Raw genomic sequence first — 18,391 nt, forward strand, 5'->3', positions numbered from 1 at the left:
CTCAAAAAGCTGGTTAAAAATACAGTTACTGGATGTGCAAACAGTTACATCCCTCAAGACACACATTGTGCAGGAGTCGAACCGATGATTGAAATGCCAAAATTGACCGCCCGTCAGCAACAGATTCTGGAACTTATCCAGTCTGCCATTGCCAACACCGGTTCGCCCCCCACACGCGCCGAAATTGCAGCAGAGCTCGGCTTCAAGTCAGCCAACGCAGCTGAGGAACATTTGCAAGCCTTGGCACGCAAAGGCGCGATTGAGCTGGTGAGCGGCACCTCTCGCGGCATTCGTCTCAAAGGTGGCAACCAACGCAGCTACCAAGAAAGCACGTTCAGCGCTTCGCCCTCTGGCTTCTCGTTGCCGTTGGTGGGCCGCGTGGCGGCAGGCTCGCCCATCTTGGCGCAAGAGCATGTGGACCAAACCTATTTTGTAGAAAGCAGCCTGTTCCAGCGCAAGCCCGATTACCTGCTGCGTGTGCGCGGCATGTCCATGCGCGACGCCGGCATCATGGACGGCGACTTGCTGGCCGTGCAATCTACCCGCGATGCCAAAAACGGCCAAATCGTGGTGGCCCGTTTGGGCGAAGAAGTAACTGTCAAACGCTTTCGCAAAACCGCCAGCCACATTGAACTGCTCCCTGAAAACCCAGACTTCAAAACCATTCTGGTTGAACCCGGTGAGCCCTTTGAAATTGAGGGTTTGGCCGTCGGCCTGATCCGTAACACCATGATGATGTAAAGAAAGAACGACCATGAGCCTCGCACTTTTTGGCGCTTACCGCCTCCTCAATCCTCTGCAAAACGTGGTTCGCGGCTTCATGCCCGCACAAGCCTTGCAAAGCACACCTCGTCCCTTGCCACTGCGCGTCGCTCGCGTGATGGAAGCCCAACACAGCCGCAGCCAAGCGGGCCGCATGGTCATCTCGGGTCGCATGGCCGATGTGTGTGCCGAACTCGACCGCTTGGCCGAACTCGAAAACCGCCACTGATATTTGAAATTGGGCTCACGCGCCAAGCGTGAAGCCCCGTGGCACAAGGCACAATTGGGGGATGAACATTGTCATCCTCGACGACTACCAAGATGTCGTGCGCAAGCTGGCTTGCGCGTCCAAATTAGAAGCCTACCCCGCCAAGGTTTACACCAACACCATCAAGGGTGTTGGCCAGTTATCCGTCCGACTCAAAGACGCCGAAGTGTTGGTGCTGATTCGCGAACGCACCCAACTCACGCGTCAGCTGCTGGAGAAGTTGCCCAAGCTCAAGCTCATCTCCCAAACCGGAAAAATTGGCAGCCACATTGACATCGCTGCCTGCACCGAGCGTGGCATTGCTGTGGCTGAAGGTTCGGGCTCACCCATTGCCCCGGCTGAGTTGACCTGGGCTTTGATCATGGCCGCCATGCGCCGCTTGCCCCAATACATCAGCAACCTCAAACACGGCGCTTGGCAGCAATCGGGCCTCAAAGCGGGTTCGATGCCCACCAACTTTGGCCTTGGCCAAGTCTTGCGTGGCAAGACTTTGGGTATTTGGGGCTACGGCAAGATTGGCCAAATTTTGGCTGGTTACGGCAAAGCATTCGGCATGCGCGTCTTGATGTGGGGCAGCGAGGCCTCACGCGAACGGGCAGCCAAAGACGGCCTGAACGTGGCCGACTCACGAGAAGCCTTCTTCGAGGAGTGCGATGTGCTCACCTTGAACCTGCGCTTGGTTGACGAAACCCGCAGCATCGTGAAGTTGGCCGATCTCAACCGCATGAAGCCCACCGCTTTGCTGGTCAACACCTCGCGTGCCGAGCTGATCGAGCCAGACGCACTCATCACAGGCCTCAATCGCGGTCGCCCTGGCATGGCCGCCATCGACGTGTTTGAAAGCGAACCCATCATGCAAGGCCACGCCCTGCTGCGCTTGGAAAACTGCATCTGCACGCCACACATTGGCTATGTGGAGCAAGACAGCTACGAGCTGTATTTCGGCACGGCCTTTGACAACGTGGTGAACTTCATCAAAGGCACGCCCACCAACATCGTCAATCCGGGCGCACTGCAAGTACGCCGCTGATGTTTTAGCTGGGGTTGCTGGCGGCGCGCTCAGCCATCAAGGCCATGCACGCCTTGCGGTCTGCATTGACGTGTTGCACTGAGGCACGTTCAGCCATTTGCTGGTTGTAGGCTTTGACGGGCAGATGCGCCAAAACATCTTCTCCGTACACCGCTTTGGACGCCATAGACACCAAAGGCAAATTCACAATCGCGGAGCAATCGGCGAGTGTGAACGTGTCGCCTGCGACATAGGGCGAGAACTTCACCAGTTTGCTCAAGCCTTCCACGCCTATGGCGAGTTGCTTTCGCACACGCGTTTGCGTGGCTTCGCTCACCGTTCCGCCAAAAAACGCTTGTGGGTACAGCTCGCGCGCCACCAGCTCCACATGCAGTTCGAGGTAGGTGATGATTTCACGCACCTTGGCGGCTTCAAAAGGGTCCGCGGGCATCAGGGGGTGATGCGGATACGCTTGCTCGATGTACTCCGCGCACACCGCCGACTCGCTGATGCAACCGTGCGGGGTCTCTAAAAATGGCACTTTCCCCATCGGGGAACGCAACAGAGTTGACGGCTCTAAAGGTTTGAGCCACACCAACTCTTCCTCAAATGGCACGGCTTTTTCAAGCAGCTGAATTTTGAGTTTGTTGTAGTAGTTGCTGACAGCAAAGCCGCAAAGTTTGAGGGTCATGAAGGCGCTCCAAATGGACAAAGGTTCGTTTCATTCTGACATAGCGCGTTTCACGCAGCCACAACTCAAAAAAGTAGAACGGCTCAGCCATAATCTTTGCCATGAGTTCTATCTACAAAACCATTGGCATCGTGGGAGGCGCCACAGAGGCGCTGCAAATCGCATCGGAAGGCGTGGCAGATTTCGCCACCATCGACCGCATCTTGCGCGACCATGCCGGATTCAAACTTGGCCCTTTCCAGCTCTTGGACCTCACTGGTCTGGACGTGGCGCACGAGGCCATGACTTCGATTTACCAAACGTATTGGGCTGAGCCTCGCTACCGTCCCAGCGCTATCAGTGCGCAACGCTTGGCCGCGGGAGCGTTAGGGCACAAGACGGGCAAAGGCTTTTACGACTACGTCGATGGCGTGGCACAAATGCCGCCCGAGCAAACCGTGCCGACCGTGGCAGAAATGCCCCCCGTCTGGATATCGACCCGCGCCATGCGCCGCCCCGAACTGCTGCAACTGCTCAAAAACTTGGGCGCAAAAATTGAAACAGGTGCATCGCCTTCGGCACAAGCGCTGTCGATCGTTGCGCCTTTGGGTTTCGACGTGACCACCGTGGCCATCGTCGAACGCTTGGACCCCGCCCGTACCGTGGGCATTGACATGCTGATTGACGACCAACTCACCCAACGCCGTGTGCTGGCCACCAGCCCCGCCACACGCGCCGACATGCGCGACGCTGCACATGCGCTGTTTGCACGCGACGGCAAAGCGGTGAGCGTGATTCGCGACAGCGGCGGCTTTGTGACACAACGCGTAGTGGCGAACATCATCAACATCGCGTGTGACATGTGCCAGCAAGGCATTTGCACACCACAAGAACTCGAAGCCACAGGCGGTGACGACTTGGGCCACGCCATGGGCCCGCTGGCCATGGGCGACAAATACGGCCCCACTGAAATTTTGGAAGTGCTGTTCAACGTTCAAACCGTTTACGGTGACACGCGCTACCGCCCTAGCCCATGGCTGCGTCGCCGCGGTGCATTGGGCTTGAGCTTGATGCACGTCGAGAGCTAAGCACGTCACCACCAACACACTCAGGAGACCCGCACAAACCGCGGGTCTCCTGAGTGACAAATTCTTACTTTCAGGTCACACAAAAGACAGGCTATGGACGATCCTATTCTTAACATCGAAGAACGCGAGGCCATCAACGCAGGACGTTGGTTCTCATCTCTTTCACCTTCACTCAGGCACGACATTCTTCGATGCGCTTACGTCAAACGATGCAAAGACAGCGACTTGATTGCAGCTCGCGGCGATCCGGCCGAAGAATGGATGGCCTGCGCGCGTGGCGCGGTGCGCGTGAGCTCAACCTCGTTGTCGGGCAAGCAGATCACCTTCACGTATGTGGAGCCTGGCATATGGTTTGGCGACGTGGCGATCCTGGACGGGGACCGTCGCACGCACGATGTGTACGCCCACGGCGAGACCACCATTCTTTGCGTGGCCAAGGCAGACTTTCAAAAAATTCTCAGCCAGCATGTGGAGTTCTACGAAGCCATGCTGCGCTTGCAAGCACGCCGCATTCGCCAACTGTTTGGTTTGGTGGAAGACCTCAACACCCTGCCCTTGCGCTCGCGCTTGGCCAAACAACTGCTGCACTTGGCACGCAGCTACGGTGTGCAGAGTCTGACCAACGCACAAGAGATTCGCATTGGTTTGCATCTGGCGCAAGAAGAATTGGCGCAACTCTTGGGTGCCTCACGCCAACGTGTGAACCAAGAACTCAAAGCCATGGAACGCGAGGAAGCCATTCGCATCGAGCCGGGCGGCTTGGTGATTCGCAACCGCGACGCTTTGCTACACATCAGCGAAGCCGACCACTGACAGGAGCCCACGCATGAGCCGGGACGACACAGCAAACTCCCAGCCCATGCAAGCGGCACACCCCATAGACACCGCAGCATTGGCAGCTTGGCTGAGCGCCAACCTGTCGGGCTTTGAAGGTCCCATCTCGCTAGAGATGTTCAAGGGCGGGCAATCCAACCCCACTTACCAACTCATCACGCCAACCAAGAGTTACGTGCTGCGCACCAAGCCAGGCCCTGTGGCCAAGCTGCTGCCTTCAGCCCATGCGATTGAACGCGAGTTCAAAGTCATGCAAGGCCTGCACGGCAGCGATGTGCCCGTGCCGCAAATGCATGTGCTGTGTGAAGACGAGTCCATCATGGGCCGCGCGTTTTACCTCATGGCGTTTGTACAAGGCCGTGTGCTGTGGGACCAAACACTGCCCGGCATGCGCAACGCCGAACGCAGCGCCATTTATGACGAGATGAACCGCGTCATCGCCGCACTCCACACAGTGCAGTTTGCCGAACGTGGGCTTGAGAACTATGGTCGTCCCGGCAATTACTTTGAGCGACAGATTGGCCGCTGGAGCAAACAATACCTCGCGTCCGTCACGCGACCCATTCCTGAAATGGACCAACTCATGGCATGGTTGCCCGCCAACATGCCCGCCAGTGCCAAAGACGAAACAAAAGTCAGCATCGTGCACGGCGACTACCGCCTGGATAATTTGATGTTCCATCCCACCGAGCCACGTGTGTTGGCGGTGCTCGATTGGGAGCTGTCCACACTGGGCCATCCGCTGGCTGACTTCAGCTACTTGTGCATGGGCTGGCATATTCCACCGGGCACCTTCAGAGGCATTGGCGGCGTGGACATTGCCGCACTCGGCATTCCCAGCAAGAGCGAAAACATCCACCGCTATTGCGACCGCACAGGCATAGCCTCACCGGCAGACCTGAAAGCCGACTGGAACTTTTACCTCGCCTACAACATGTTCCGCATCGCGGCCATCTTGCAAGGCATCGCCAAGCGCGTGGAAGCTGGAACAGCGTCTAGCGACCAAGCCAAAGCCAACGGCGCAGCTGCACGCCCCATGGCCGAGCTGGCATGGAAATTTGCACAACAAGCCTAAAAGAACAACAGCGTCAAGGAATACACCACATGAACTTCGATTACAGCGACAAAGTCAAAGGCCTGCGAACGCGCCTGCTCACCTTCATGGACGAGCATATCTACCCCAACGAACAACGCTTCTTTGAAGAAATTGCCGCCAACCGCGCCAAAGGCAATGCTTGGATTCCAACCGCGTTGGTGGAAGAACTCAAGCCCAAGGCACGCGCTGCAGGCCTTTGGAATTTATTCATTCCGCACAGCCCACGCGTGCCCGATGGTTTGAGCAATTTGGAATACGCACCTCTGTGCGAAATCATGGGTCGCGTGTCCTTCGCAGCCGAAGTGTTCAACTCCTCGGCCCCCGACACCGGCAACATGGAAACCTTTGAACGCTACGCCAGTGAAGCCCTGAAAGTGCAATGGTTAGAGCCTTTGTTGCGCGGCGACATTCGCTCAGCCTTCTTGATGACCGAGCCAGCGGTGGCCTCGTCAGATGCCACCAACATCCAATGCAGCATCGTGCGCGAAGGCAACGACTACGTCATCAACGGCACCAAGTGGTGGAGCTCTGGCGCGGGCGACCCACGCTGTGCGGTGTACATCGTGATGGGCAAGACCGACACCACAGCACCCAAGCACGCGCAACAAAGCATGGTGGTGGTGCCTGCCAACACGCCGGGCGTGAACGTGGTGCGCCCCTTGAGCGTGTTTGGCTACGACGATGCGCCGCATGGCCACATGGAGGTCACCCTCACCAATGTGCGCGTGCCCGTTGAAAACCTGTTACTCGGCGAAGGCAGAGGGTTCGAGATTGCCCAAGGCCGCTTAGGCCCAGGCCGCATTCACCACTGCATGCGCTCGATTGGCGCAGCGGAGCGTGCTCTAGAACTGATGTGCCAACGCCTCAACAGTCGGGTGGCATTTGGCAAACCTTTGTCAGCGCAAGGCGTTTGGCATGAGCGTATCGCCGAGTCGCGCATCAAAATTGAACAAGCCCGTTTGCTCACCCTCAAAGCCGCCTACATGATGGACACCGTGGGTAACAAAGAAGCACGCGCTGAAATCGCCATGATCAAGGTGATTGCACCCAACATGGCCAGTCAAGTGATTGATTGGGCCATCCAAGCCCACGGCGCAGCGGGCATCTCGGACGATTTTCCACTCGCCTACGCTTACTGCACGCAGCGCTGGTTGCGCTTGGCCGATGGCCCCGATGAAGTGCACCGCCAGTCCATCGCTAAACTCGAACTCGCGCGGCACATGGCCGCAGCACCTCATGAAGTTGAAATGCCCGTCACACGCGGCTGCTAAGGAACACCAATGATCGACGTTTACTCATGGGCCACGCCCAACGGACACAAAGTACACATCATGCTCGAAGAGTGTGGCTTGCGATTAGGCCGCGATTGGGTGGCGCATCCTGTGAACATCGGTCAAGGCGAACAATTCACGCCTGAGTTTTTGAAGATCAGCCCCAATAACAAAATCCCGGCACTCGTCGATCCACATGGACCAGACGGCAAACCCATCAGCCTGTTTGAATCGGGCGCGATTCTGTTGTACCTCGCCTCCAAGACGGGCAAGCTCTTACCCAAGAGCGACCGAGCCAAATTTGAAGTACTGCAATGGCTGATGTTTCAAATGGGTGGCGTGGGCCCCATGCTGGGCCAAGCGCACCACTTTCGCATCTATGCACCCGAGAAGATTGACTACGCCTACAACCGCTACACCAACGAAGCCAAACGCTTGTATGGCGTGATGGACAAGCGTTTGCAGCACAGCAAATTTATCGGGGGCAACAGCTACAGCATTGCTGACATTGCCATCTTCCCCTGGCTACGCAGCTGGCAAAACCAAGGCATTGATTGGGCCGACTACCCGCACCTCAAAGCTTGGTTTGATTTGATTGCGGCACGCCCTGCGGTACAGCGTGGTGTGCAGGTGCTGGCTGATTTACGTAAGCCGTTGTACGACGACAAAGCCAAAGAGGTTTTGTTTGGATCAACGCAATTTGCGAAACGGTGAGCTTGAAATTACAAATTGAAAAAAATCTAAGGTGTAACGGTAATTTTTCGAATTTTGTTGGTGCCTGAGTCAACCACAAATACGGCACCGCTTGAATCAATCGTGATGCCTGTTGGGGTGTTGAATGTGGCACTAGAGCCTGCGCCATCGGTGGAGCCACTGCCCCCAGAACCTGCAATGGTCGTCACAACACCCTGCGGGGTAATTCGACGAATCTTGTTACTCACCGAGTCTGCAACGTACAAATTGTCACTGCCATCAATAGCTAGGCCGGTGGGATGATCAAACAACGCCGCTGTGCCTGTGCCGTCAGCGCTGCCACAAGCCACTGGCCCTGTTCCAAGATTGTTGGGGCCGGAACCTGCGAATGTCGAGACCTGGCCCGATGAAATCATTCTGATCGCGCAGTTGTTGGTGTCTGCGACAAAAACGACACCAGAACTGGCAACAGCAATACCTGTAGGAAGCGAAAAAGCAGAAGTCCCTGCAGCACCATTCACGTATCCATTGGATGTACCAGCCAACGTGGCGGTCACCCCAGAGTGCGCGCCGTTGTCGGTGATCGCTCGAATTTTGTAATTTCCTGCATCTACAACATAGAGCGTGCTGCCATATAAAGCGACGCCACGAGGATTCAAAAGGGTCAGACCAGCAGTGAGAGAACCATACTCTTGAGAAAAAGTGGTTGAAGCCGTGCAATCGGCATACCGAACAACTGTTTTATTCGATTCAGTTACATAAATATGGCTTGAGCTATCAATGACGATGCCATAGGGTGAGTCCAAAAGTGAATTGAGGCAACTGCTGTAACTTGTATTGCCGCCACCCAAAACCGTACTGACATTCACCGGACTGTTATTCACGTTGGTAATTTTTCGAACCAAATTAGCGCCACTGTCTGCAACGTATAAATTTCCTTGTGAATCAATTGATATTCCTGATATTGCTGATGGTGCAGTCAGCTGAGGAGACAAAACAAGCGTCGACACAACATAGCTTGTCGTGGTTGAGTTATTACTTGGATTGCTAGCCCCGCCACCTCCCCCCCCGCCACAGGCCAACAAGGTAGCAGTCAACAAAATCGCAGAAAGTGTTTTGAAAGTTTTCATCCTAGACTTTGAATCGGTATGGAACCACTTTACTTGATTACTTCAAGCCAGCACCACAAACTGATAAAGTTACCCCTGTTACAACCGATTCATAAGACGTCATGTTTAAGAAGTTTTTCCTGTTGACCTGCCTGCTCCTGTCCGTGTGGACGGGCGTGCTTGCGCAAGACAAACCGACTGCATCACGTGCTCTGCTGGCTCGCCCGCCACAATCTGGGGCCGAACCCATGTTGTTGCTGGGGCCGAAGAATCGTCCTTACACCGAAATTTTGGTTCACACCACCAAGCTCGACTACTTTGATTGCAACGGCATCGTGGCACCTTGGTTTCGTGAGTTGGTTGTGGCGGAAATGAACTACTTTGCCGAATTGGTGGATTTGCCATTCGTCAAAGGTGACGCCTGCGTGGTGAGCATTGGCACCGAGAAGAGCCTGACGCCAGGGCGCATCAACATTCACCTCTATGTGAACCAGCAGCGTTTGACGGCTTGCGTGCGCAACGAACAATGCCCCGTATTTCGCAGCATCAGCCTGATTCCTAAAGACAAAGTGCTTTATCGCTCTTACTTCTTGTCAGACATGTCACGCAAGCTCATCTCTCAGCAATGCGTCACAGACAAAGGCAAGTTGTTCACAGACACCACTTGCTATACCGTCCCTTAAGGCTTTTTTGCCGGCGGGGCTAAAGCCTCCCCTTGAACAGTCGATCTTCTAGGGATATGCGTTTTTCAACCTTCACACTTCTCGCGACGACTCTGCTGATGACGAGCCTCATGGGCTCGCCAGCGTTCGCGAATGATCCGCCCAAAAAAGCAGCGGCCAAAGAGGAACCGCCTAAGCCGAAATTCGACTACATCGAAGAAAATGGCGAAGTGGGACGCAGCGGTTACATCTACAAACGCGTGGCTAAACCGAAGTTTGAGGAGCCACAAGAAGTTCCTAAAGCTGAGCCCAAAGAAGCGCATAAGCCAGAACCCAAAGACGACCACGGCAAAAAAGACGATGGCCACGGCGCGCCTAAAAAAGAAGAGAAAAAGGACGATGGCCACGGTGCCCCTCCTAAGAAAGACGAAAAGAAGAAAGACGATGGCCATGGTGACCCTAAAAAGGACGCCAAAAAAGGTGGTGATGGTCACGGCGGAGGTCACGGCAAAGCCGATAAAAAGGCAACGCCCCCTGCTGTGAGTGCCATTTACGACGCTGCCATCATCCAGCTCGATAGCAACAACCGACCGCTCACGCCCGTGGTATTTACGAATACGTATGCCGATTACTTTGTGTGTCACAAAACCATCAAAGCCAAATACCGTGACACAGTGCTGTCTGAGATGAACACCTTTGCCGATCGCATGGGTCTGCCCCACGCGCAAGACATGCCTTGCATGATCAAGGTGGCCAAACCCAAAACAAAGTTTCCGGGTGCGATTTACATTGAGTTTTATGTCGACGACAAAGCCGAAAAAGAATGCATCAAAAAAGGCGAATGTGGTTCGACACGTCTCATGATGCTGCACCCCAAAGACAAAACAGGCATCAAGAGCAAAGAGATCTACCGCTCTTACGTGCTGACCGACGAAAAGAAGTTCCGTCGTGCCAATTTCTGCGTGAGCCCAGATGGCCAGTTACTTGGGGAAAAGAACTGCTACGTGGCGTTGAACCCAGACTGGCTATTCAACTAAGTGACGTGTTTCAAAAGGTGGCCTGTCCGACAGGAATCGAACCTGTGACCCACAACTTAGAAGGTTGTTGCTCTATCCAACTGAGCTACGGACAGAAATGAAAAAAGGCCTCGAAATTCGAGGCCTTTTTTACTTTTATGGTCGGGGCGATAGGATTCGAACCTACGACCCTCTGGTCCCAAACCAGATGCGCTACCAGGCTGCGCTACGCCCCGATTCGATTATTGTAACTTGCAAATGCCCTCTTTTCAGTCGCGATCGAAATGAAAATCTAGTGGCGATGTTGATTCACAATTGAGACGTGAAAATTGATTTTGATGGCATACAAGCATTTGTGGTGACGGCAGAACTCGGCGGCTTCAACAAAGCCGCCGACCAGCTACACATCACGCAAACCGCACTCACACGCCGGGTGCAAAAACTCGAGGCTTATTTGGGCTTAAAGCTGCTGGACCGCACCACGCGTCGCGTCGAGATGACCGCTGTTGGCCGTGACTTTTTACCCCAAGCCCGCGCCATCGTGAATGAAATGACCTCTGCAGTGGGCCGTCTCAAAGACATGTCACAGCATGCGAAAGGCAACTTCACCCTCGCCTGCGTGCCCAGCATGGCCGCACACATGCTGCCTGAGCTGATTCGTCAATATGCCGATGAATGCCCAGGCAACCGCATTCGTCTCTTGGATGCGGCCTCTTACGAGGTGCGTCAGGCGGTGCTCAACCACCAAGCCGAAATTGGCATTGCGGTGAACGGCGAAGTTCACCCCGACCTCATTGAAACCCCTTTGTTTGACGACCCCTTGGTCTTCATCTGTCGAGACACCCACCCACTCCAAGGGAAAGACTCAGTCACGTGGGCCGACATGCGCGAAGCCGACTTGATTGTGGTGAGTAACTTCATGGCCACCCGTGTGTTCATGGATTACCAATTGGCCAAACACGGAATTCGCCTCAACGGCAATTACGAGGTGCAACACCACGCCACCGCCATCAACTTGGTCGCAGCAGGCGTGGGCTGTGCCATCTTGCCGTCCTCCACCTTGAGAGAGGGGGATCGACTGCACGTGCGCAAGATCACGCTGACGGGCCCTGTGGTCAAGCGCAAGGTGGCTTTGCTGCGCCACAAAAACACAAGCCTGTCACCCGCCGCGCAAGCCTTCTTTGAGTTGATTCAAAAAGAGCATCTGAAGCCCAAAGCGGCCAAAGTCCAATTGATGCGAAAAACGAAATAATCAAACCCTATATTGCACTTATCAGCATAACCATTTGCCTCGACACTCTCGGGCATGACAATTCAAGCAAGTGCAAAACAACCTGATGTTCTGGTGATCGGTGGCGGCAATGCCGCACTCTGTGCCGCGCTGATGGCCGCCGAAGCAGGCGCCTCGGTCTTGATGCTCGAATCAGCACCACGTGAGTGGCGCGGTGGCAATTCAGGCCACACGCGTAACCTGCGCTGCATGCACGACGCACCACAAGACGTGCTGATCGACGCCTACCCAGAAGAAGAGTATTGGCAAGACCTGCTCAAGGTCACAGGCGGGATCACCAACGAAAAGCTCGCCCGTTTGGTCATTCGTGCCTCATCCACTTGCCGCGATTGGATGCGCAAACACGGCGTGCACTTTCAGCCCCCGCTCTCAGGCGCCTTGCATGTGGCACGCACCAACGCGTTCTTCATGGGGGGCGGCAAAGCCTTGGTCAATGCGTATTACCGCAGCGCTGAAAAACTGGGTGTACAAATTCGCTACAACGCGTCCGTGGATAAGCTCGACATTGAAGATGGCCGCTTCGTCGCTGCATACATCGGCCAAGAGCGCATCACGGCCAAAGCCTGCGTGTTGGCAGCTGGCGGCTTTGAGTCCAATCGCGAATGGCTGCGCGAAGCATGGGGACAAAACGAACGCGGCGAATGGCCTGCCGACAACTTTCTCATTCGTGGCACGCAGTTCAACCAAGGCGTGTTGCTCAAGCACATGTTGGCCCATGGCGCAGACCGCATTGGCGACCCCACCCAAGCCCACATGGTGGCGATTGACGCACGCGCCCCGCTCTATGACGGTGGCATTTGCACACGCATTGACTGCGTGTCGCTTGGCGTGGTGGTCAACCGCGACGGTCAACGCTTCTATGACGAAGGCGAAGACTTCTGGCCCAAGCGCTACGCCATTTGGGGCCGTTTGGTGGCACAGCAGCCTGGGCAAATTGGCTATTCCATCATCGATGCCAAAGCCATTGGTCGTTTCATGCCCCCCGTCTTCCCCGGCGTGCAAGCCAACACCTTGCCAGAGCTTGCGCAAAAACTTGGCTTGCCTGTGGACACCTTCATGCAAACCCTCAACGACTACAACCACGCGTGCCGCATCGGCACGTTTGACCACACCAGCTTGGACGACTGCCACACCGAAGGCGTGAGCCCCGCCAAAACACACTGGGCACGCCCCATCGACACTGGCCCGTTCTACGGCTACGCCTTGCGACCCGGCATCACCTTCACCTACCTTGGTCTCAAAACCGATGAAACAGCCGCGGTGCGCTTTCACGATGTACCCAGCGACAACCTGTTTGTGGCGGGCGAAATGATGTCTGGCAACGTGCTGGGCAAGGGTTACACCGCTGGCGTGGGCATGTCGATTGGCACCGCGTTTGGCCGAATTGCGGGCACACAGGCTGCCCAAGCTGCTTTAGCTTCCAAGGAGCCTGCACATGCAAACGCTTGATGCCCTCACCCGCGACGCACGTGCTTTGGCAAATGGCGAAGTTGTCCTGTCAGCGCCTGAAACCGAAGTGGCGCGACAGCTGCAAATTTGCAATGCCTGCCGATACTGCGAAGGCTTTTGCGCCATGTTCCCCGCGATGACGCGTCGCTTGGAATTTGGCAAAGCCGACATCCATTACCTCGCCAACCTCTGCCACAACTGCGGAGCCTGTTTGCACGCCTGCCAATACGCACCGCCGCACGAGTTTGCGGTCAATGTGCCGCAAGCCATGGCGCAGGTGCGCGGCCAAACGTATGCCGACTACGCATGGCCTTCTGCCTTAGGCGCGCTCTACAAGCGCAATGGCCTCACTTTGTCACTGGCTTTGGCCGCTGGCTTGTCGCTGTTTTTGCTGCTCGCCCTGCAAATGAATGGCACCTTGTGGGCCAGCAAGCTGCCGGGCAACTTCTACGACGTGTTTCCGCACAATTTGTTGGTCAGCTTGTTCGCGCCTGTGTTCTTGTTTGCCGCGTTGGCATTGAGCTTAGGCGTGCGACGTTTTTGGCGTGACATCACCCCCGCCACCAGCGGTGCTGCGGTAACCCCACCTGCAGCCAGTGAAGCCACGCAAGACGTGCTGCGTCTGAAGTACCTAGATGGCGGACACGGCGAAGGCTGTAATAACGAAGACGACGCGTTCACGCTGTCGCGCCGTCGCGCACACCACCTCACTTTTTACGGGTTCATGCTTTGCTTTGCAGCCACCAGCTTAGGCACGGTGTATCACTATGCCTTCGGTTGGATCGCGCCTTACGACCTCCCCAGCTTGCCCAAACTACTGGGCGCGATCGGCGGGGTGAGTTTGTTGTTGGGCACGGCAGGCCTGTTCAAGCTCCACCTGCAACGCCACCCCCTGCACGGCGATGCGGCGCAAAAACCGATGGACTTGGGTTTCATCGCCTTGCTGTTTTTCACCAGCCTGAGCGGCCTGGCCTTGTGGTTGGGCCGCGGTAGCGCCGCCTTACCTGCGCTGCTGGCCATTCATTTGGGTGTGGTGATGGCCCTGTTTGCCACCCTGCCCTACGGCAAGTTTGCGCACGGTATTTTTAGAACGGCGGCATTGCTACGCCATGCCGTTGAAAAACGACAACCCAACCAACTCGGCTTGGGCAGCGAATAATTTGAAAGGGACAACCCATGAAAAAACGTAACTTCCTCCGCAACTGCATGTTGCTCGCATTCAGCGCATCGGTTTTGGCCTCCCACGCCCAAGAGTTTCCACCCAAGAAAACCATCACCATGGTGGTCGGCTTTGCAGCCGGCGGTGCAGCGGATACAGCGGCGCGCATCATCGCCAGAAAATTGGGAGACAACATCGGCGCATCGGTGGTCATTGACAACCGGGGCGGTGCAGGCGGCAACATCGCTCACCAATTTGCTGCCAATGGCCCGACCGACGGCAGCACGATTTTGTTTGGTTCGGTCGGCCCGCTCACCATCGCACCGCACATGATGAAGCTGCCCTACGACCCCGTCAAAGACCTGGCGCCCATCACCATGGGGGTGAACTTTCCTAACGTGTTGGTGGTGCACGCAGGCACAGGCATCAAAACCTTCGCTGAGTACATTGCCTACGCCAAAAAGAATCCCAAAAAGCTCGACTACGCATCCACGGGGCCTGGCTCTGCCTCGCACCTTGCCGGTGAGTTGCTAGACGACATGGCTAGCATTGAGACGGTGCACGTTCCCTACAAAGGTGGCGCACCTGCGTTGCAAGATTTGTTGGGCGGGCGCGTGGCCGCCTACTTCTCGACGTACTCCACATCGCAGGCCTATATTGACAACGGCAAACTCATTCCCTTGGCCAGCACGGGCGCACAACGCCTGAAGTCTCTGCCCAAAATTCCAACAGTGGCCGAGTCGGGCTACCCCGGCTTCAGTGCCACCAACTGGTATGCCTTTGTGGCCTCATCCAAAGTGCCTGCAGCCACCTTGGACCGATGGAACAATGAGCTTGTGAAGGTTTTGAAGTCACCCGATGTGGTCGACCAACTCAACAGCCACGGACTGACACCTCAACCAGGTACACGCGATGAGCTGGCCAAGTACATCGCCAAAGAGTCCACCACCTGGGGCCGTGTGATTCGTGAACGAAAAATCACTGGCGAATAAAAAATAAATCAACGGAGACAACCCATGACATTGACACACCACATCACCCGCCGCCTGCTACTGGTTGGCGTTGGGTTATTTTTAGCTGCCGCGCAGATTGCCCAAGCTGCCGAGATTCGCGTCATCACCTCAGGCGCATTCACCGAAGCCTACAAACAACTCGTGCCTGAGTTTGAAAAACAAACCGGCCACAAAGTCATCAGCGCGTTTGGTGCATCCGTGGGCAATGCCCCCGACGCCATTCCCACCCGCTTCTCGCGCGGTGAAAAATTTGACTTGATTATTTTGTCGGACGGCGGCTTAGAGGCGATGATAAAAAAAGGCAACGTCATCCAAGGCAGTCGTGTGGATTTGGTGCGCTCGCAAATTGGCGCAGCAGTTCGCAAAGGCACACCCAAGCCCGACATCAGCACTGTTGAGGCTTTGAAACAAACCTTGCTCAACGCCAAGTCGATCGCTTACTCGGCCAGTGCCAGTGGCACCTATTTGTCGACTGAGCTGTTTCCTAAACTCGGCGTGGCCGAACAACTCAAAGACACAGCCAAGAAAATCATGAGCGAACGCGTGGGCGCTGTCGTGGCACGCGGCGATGCTGAGCTGGGCTTTCAGCAGGTGAGCGAGTTGATTTATTTCAAAGAACTGGACTTCATCGGCACCTTGCCCGAGTCTGTGCAGCAAACCATCTTTTTCTCAGCAGGCTTGGTCGAAGGCTCCACCGAGCAAGACACAGCCAAACAACTGATTAAATTTTTCCAATCCCCCGAAGTCGCAGAGACGATTCGTCAAACCGGTTTAGACCCCGTCGCCGCCCGATAATGGCGGGATGACTGCTGCACATCACACCTCCTCCTCTGCCGCGCCCCTCAAAGGGGTGCGCGTTCTCACCCTCGCTTTGAACCTGCCAGGCCCAGCCGCTGTGATGCGGCTGCAGGCCATGGGCGCCAAGTGCACCAAGCTCGAACCGCTCGCACCTGCGGGCATGAGCACCGCAGACCCGATGGGCATCTACAAGCCTGCCGCCTACGAGGTGATGCACCAAGGCCTGAAGGTGTTGCAAGCCGACTTGAAGTCTGAACGCGGCCAAGCCGTGCTGCACAAGCAATTGGCGCAAACCGATGTGCTCATCACCTCCTTCCGGCCTTCGGCCTTGGTCAAGCTGGGCTTGGCTTGGAAAGAGTTGCACAAGCGCTACCCAGCCTTGTGTGTGGTGAGCATCGTGGGTGCCCCAGATGAACGCGCGGAAGAACCTGGACACGATTTGACCTACCAAGCCGACAGTGGCTTGGTCAATGGCCTTGAAATGCCAGCCAGCCTGTATGCAGACATGGGCGGTTCGTTGTTTGCCACTGAAGCGGTGTTGCAAGCTTTGTTGATGCGTCAACGTCCAGGCAAAGCACAGGGCCAAGGTGTCTTTCACGAAGTCGCTTTGTGTGATGCGTCTACTTACCTCGCCTTGCCGCGCGCATGGGGCCTCACGCTACCCAGTGGCGATGTCGGCGGTGCGCATGCCGGGTACAAGGTCTACCCCTGCAAAAACGGACGCGTCGCCTTGGCGGCGCTAGAGCCTCACTTCGCTGCTCGCTTGTGTGAGGCCGCAGGCTTGCCCAAACTAGCTGCGACACACATGCACAAGCGCAGCACGCATGAGGCGATTGCCAAATTCTTAGCCCTGCAAACACGGGCACAGCTCGACAAGCTGGCGAGCAGCAAAGACATTCCGCTGCACACCCTGCCGCGCTAACCCTGCTCAAAAAAGCCGTTCGCTTGAACGGCTTTGAATTAGCTCAAATGACGCAATGGGTGGGCTGATGCAGGCCAAGGGCTGTCAAAAAACGGCTGCACCATCTCTGGCGTGACATCGGCAATGCGTGCGGGTTGCCACTTTGGCGCGTGGTCTTTGTCCACCGCCAAGGCACGAATGCCCTCCACTGTTTCGCTGCTCACGCCTCGGCGCGACAGATGGTCAGTCTGAAAACAATGACGCACCAAATCGCGCTCCATGCGCAGGTCTTCAGCCAGTGTCATGTGGCGCCCACGGCGAATTTGTTCTAGCGTGACGCACAGCATCAACGGAGATTGATGGTGCAAGGCCTTCAAGGTTTGCACCGACCATTCATCTGCGCCTTGCAACGCTTGTTCCATCGCCGCCACCTCAGCCAAGCCAAACACCTGGTCGATGGGCGCGTGTTGCCACGCAAGCGTTTGAGCCAACGCTTGCTCTGTCGTGGTCTTGCTTTGCAAACGCAACCAAGCCACCACCGCTTCACCACTGGACCAGTCTTGCTGACGCAAACCATCCCACAGTGCAGGCAACGTGGATGAATCCACACACACATCGGCCAAGCCGGCGTGCAGCGATTCACCACCGCGCAACACATAGCCTGTGAGCGCCAAATACTCGCCCATGTAGGCGGGACATGCAGAACCATGGCAACGGCTTAAGAAATAGCCACCGCCCACATCAGGGAACAAGCCAATGTGCGTCTCGGGCATGGCCATCTTGGTACGCTCAGTCACCACGCGCAACGCAGCGCCTTGGCTGATGCCCATGCCGCCGCCCATGACGATGCCGTCCATCAAAGCGATGTAGGGTTTGGGGTAGTTCTGAATCAAATGGTTGAGGCTGTATTCCTCGGTGAAGAAGTCTTCCAACGTCACATCGCCGCTCATCGCGGCTTGGTGAAAGTAACGAATGTCACCGCCGGCGCAGAACGCCCCGAAGGGACCTTCTTTGTTGCTGCCACGCACCACCACAGCCCTCACCTGCGCATCGTCTTGCCACTGTTGCAACACGTGGTTGAGCTCGCGCACCATGGCCAGCGAGAGCGCATTCAAGGCCTTGGGCCGATTGAGGGTGATCAGACCCAAATGGCCCACGCGCTCGGCGTGCACATCGGTGGTGTAAGTGGACATGGTGGTTCCTTCTTCAAATACTTGGCGTGTATTTTCTTCAATTCAAAACGGCGCTGGATCAGCCGCATGCACGCACGCGACACATCAAAAACGGAAGCGAAAAAAAAAG

18 protein-coding genes, 2 tRNA genes and 1 pseudogene are annotated in these 18,391 nt (G+C 56.0%); 16 read left to right on the top strand and 5 right to left on the bottom strand.

The window, feature by feature from the left end; genetic code table 11:
* The first annotated feature begins 84 nt into the window (after window positions 1–84).
* From lexA to QMG15_RS06745, 3 genes are all read left to right on the top strand, one after another.
* A complete protein-coding gene (lexA, locus tag QMG15_RS06735; RefSeq protein ID WP_108358696.1) occupies window positions 85–741 on the top strand; it encodes a transcriptional repressor LexA in 657 nt (218 codons plus the stop codon).
* 13 nt (window positions 742–754) lie between these two features.
* Window positions 755–991 (top strand): hypothetical protein, encoded by a 237-nt coding sequence (locus QMG15_RS06740; protein WP_281787954.1) that lies wholly within the window; start codon window positions 755–757, stop codon window positions 989–991.
* A gap of 61 nt (window positions 992–1,052) precedes the next feature.
* Window positions 1,053–2,060 carry a D-2-hydroxyacid dehydrogenase family protein gene (locus tag QMG15_RS06745; RefSeq protein ID WP_281787955.1) on the top strand — a complete coding sequence of 336 codons (1,008 nt, stop codon included), beginning with the start codon at window positions 1,053–1,055 and terminating at the stop codon, window positions 2,058–2,060.
* A 4-nt stretch (window positions 2,061–2,064) separates the two neighbouring features.
* Here the strand turns inward: QMG15_RS06745 and QMG15_RS06750 are convergent, their stop codons facing one another.
* The gene (locus QMG15_RS06750) at window positions 2,065–2,730 is read right to left on the bottom strand and encodes a glutathione S-transferase (RefSeq protein WP_281787956.1); all 666 of its coding nucleotides are present in this window, start codon (window positions 2,728–2,730) and stop codon (window positions 2,065–2,067) included.
* 143 nt (window positions 2,731–2,873) lie between these two features.
* On the opposite strand from QMG15_RS06750, the pseudogene QMG15_RS06755 reads away from it, so the two are divergent.
* The 5 genes and pseudogenes from QMG15_RS06755 to QMG15_RS06775 form a co-directional block, all read left to right on the top strand.
* Window positions 2,874–3,797, top strand: a pseudogene (locus QMG15_RS06755) (3-hydroxyacyl-CoA dehydrogenase family protein); the annotation flags it as partial.
* Window positions 3,798–3,890: 93 nt separating this feature from the next.
* Window positions 3,891–4,610: a Crp/Fnr family transcriptional regulator gene (locus tag QMG15_RS06760; protein ID WP_281787957.1), complete on the top strand. Its 720-nt coding sequence runs from the start codon at window positions 3,891–3,893 to the stop codon at window positions 4,608–4,610.
* Between the two features lie 46 nt (window positions 4,611–4,656).
* Window positions 4,657–5,706: a phosphotransferase gene (locus tag QMG15_RS06765; protein ID WP_281790096.1), complete on the top strand. Its 1,050-nt coding sequence runs from the start codon at window positions 4,657–4,659 to the stop codon at window positions 5,704–5,706.
* A 29-nt stretch (window positions 5,707–5,735) separates the two neighbouring features.
* Window positions 5,736–6,998: an acyl-CoA dehydrogenase family protein gene (locus tag QMG15_RS06770; protein ID WP_281787958.1), complete on the top strand. Its 1,263-nt coding sequence runs from the start codon at window positions 5,736–5,738 to the stop codon at window positions 6,996–6,998.
* 9 nt (window positions 6,999–7,007) lie between these two features.
* Entirely contained in the window at window positions 7,008–7,712 is a 705-nt protein-coding gene (locus QMG15_RS06775) for a glutathione binding-like protein (protein WP_281787959.1), read from the top strand.
* Window positions 7,713–7,738: 26 nt separating this feature from the next.
* On the opposite strand, the gene QMG15_RS06780 is transcribed toward QMG15_RS06775, so the two are convergent.
* Window positions 7,739–8,821 carry a hypothetical protein gene (locus QMG15_RS06780; RefSeq protein WP_281787961.1) on the bottom strand — a complete coding sequence of 361 codons (1,083 nt, stop codon included), beginning with the start codon at window positions 8,819–8,821 and terminating at the stop codon, window positions 7,739–7,741.
* Between the two features lie 122 nt (window positions 8,822–8,943).
* On the opposite strand from QMG15_RS06780, the gene QMG15_RS06785 reads away from it, so the two are divergent.
* Window positions 8,944–9,483, top strand: coding sequence for a hypothetical protein (locus QMG15_RS06785; protein ID WP_281787962.1), 540 nt, complete (start codon window positions 8,944–8,946; stop codon window positions 9,481–9,483).
* 98 nt (window positions 9,484–9,581) lie between these two features.
* A complete protein-coding gene (locus QMG15_RS06790) occupies window positions 9,582–10,499 on the top strand; it encodes a hypothetical protein (protein WP_281787963.1) in 918 nt (305 codons plus the stop codon).
* Window positions 10,500–10,517: 18 nt separating this feature from the next.
* Here QMG15_RS06790 and QMG15_RS06795 read toward each other — a convergent pair.
* A tRNA-Arg gene (locus QMG15_RS06795) sits at window positions 10,518–10,594 on the bottom strand.
* A 43-nt stretch (window positions 10,595–10,637) separates the two neighbouring features.
* A tRNA-Pro gene (locus QMG15_RS06800) sits at window positions 10,638–10,714 on the bottom strand.
* A gap of 86 nt (window positions 10,715–10,800) precedes the next feature.
* Here QMG15_RS06800 and QMG15_RS06805 point away from each other — a divergent pair.
* The 6 genes from QMG15_RS06805 to QMG15_RS06830 are packed head-to-tail and all read left to right on the top strand — an operon-like array spanning window position 10,801 to window position 17,110.
* A complete protein-coding gene (locus QMG15_RS06805) occupies window positions 10,801–11,730 on the top strand; it encodes a LysR family transcriptional regulator (protein ID WP_281787964.1) in 930 nt (309 codons plus the stop codon).
* A gap of 54 nt (window positions 11,731–11,784) precedes the next feature.
* Window positions 11,785–13,218 carry an FAD-dependent tricarballylate dehydrogenase TcuA gene (tcuA, locus tag QMG15_RS06810; RefSeq protein ID WP_281787965.1) on the top strand — a complete coding sequence of 478 codons (1,434 nt, stop codon included), beginning with the start codon at window positions 11,785–11,787 and terminating at the stop codon, window positions 13,216–13,218.
* Window positions 13,205–14,377 (top strand): tricarballylate utilization 4Fe-4S protein TcuB, encoded by a 1,173-nt coding sequence (gene tcuB, locus QMG15_RS06815; RefSeq protein WP_281787966.1) that lies wholly within the window; start codon window positions 13,205–13,207, stop codon window positions 14,375–14,377. The genes tcuA and tcuB overlap by 14 nt, the downstream gene beginning before the upstream one ends.
* Window positions 14,378–14,424: 47 nt before the next feature.
* The gene (locus tag QMG15_RS06820) at window positions 14,425–15,369 is read left to right on the top strand and encodes a tripartite tricarboxylate transporter substrate binding protein (RefSeq protein WP_281790097.1); all 945 of its coding nucleotides are present in this window, start codon (window positions 14,425–14,427) and stop codon (window positions 15,367–15,369) included.
* Window positions 15,370–15,393: 24 nt separating this feature from the next.
* On the top strand, window positions 15,394–16,185 hold the full coding sequence (modA, locus tag QMG15_RS06825) for a molybdate ABC transporter substrate-binding protein (protein WP_281787967.1): 792 nt from the start codon (window positions 15,394–15,396) through the stop codon (window positions 16,183–16,185).
* Window positions 16,186–16,192: 7 nt separating this feature from the next.
* The gene (locus tag QMG15_RS06830; RefSeq protein ID WP_281787968.1) at window positions 16,193–17,110 is read left to right on the top strand and encodes a CaiB/BaiF CoA-transferase family protein; all 918 of its coding nucleotides are present in this window, start codon (window positions 16,193–16,195) and stop codon (window positions 17,108–17,110) included.
* A gap of 38 nt (window positions 17,111–17,148) precedes the next feature.
* Here the strand turns inward: QMG15_RS06830 and QMG15_RS06835 are convergent, their stop codons facing one another.
* Entirely contained in the window at window positions 17,149–18,282 is a 1,134-nt protein-coding gene (locus QMG15_RS06835) for an enoyl-CoA hydratase/isomerase family protein (RefSeq protein ID WP_281787969.1), read from the bottom strand.
* Window positions 18,283–18,391 lie beyond the last annotated feature (109 nt).

It is taken from the genome of Limnohabitans sp. INBF002 (assembly GCF_027924905.1).
Lineage (GTDB): Bacteria > Pseudomonadota > Gammaproteobacteria > Burkholderiales > Burkholderiaceae_C > Limnohabitans.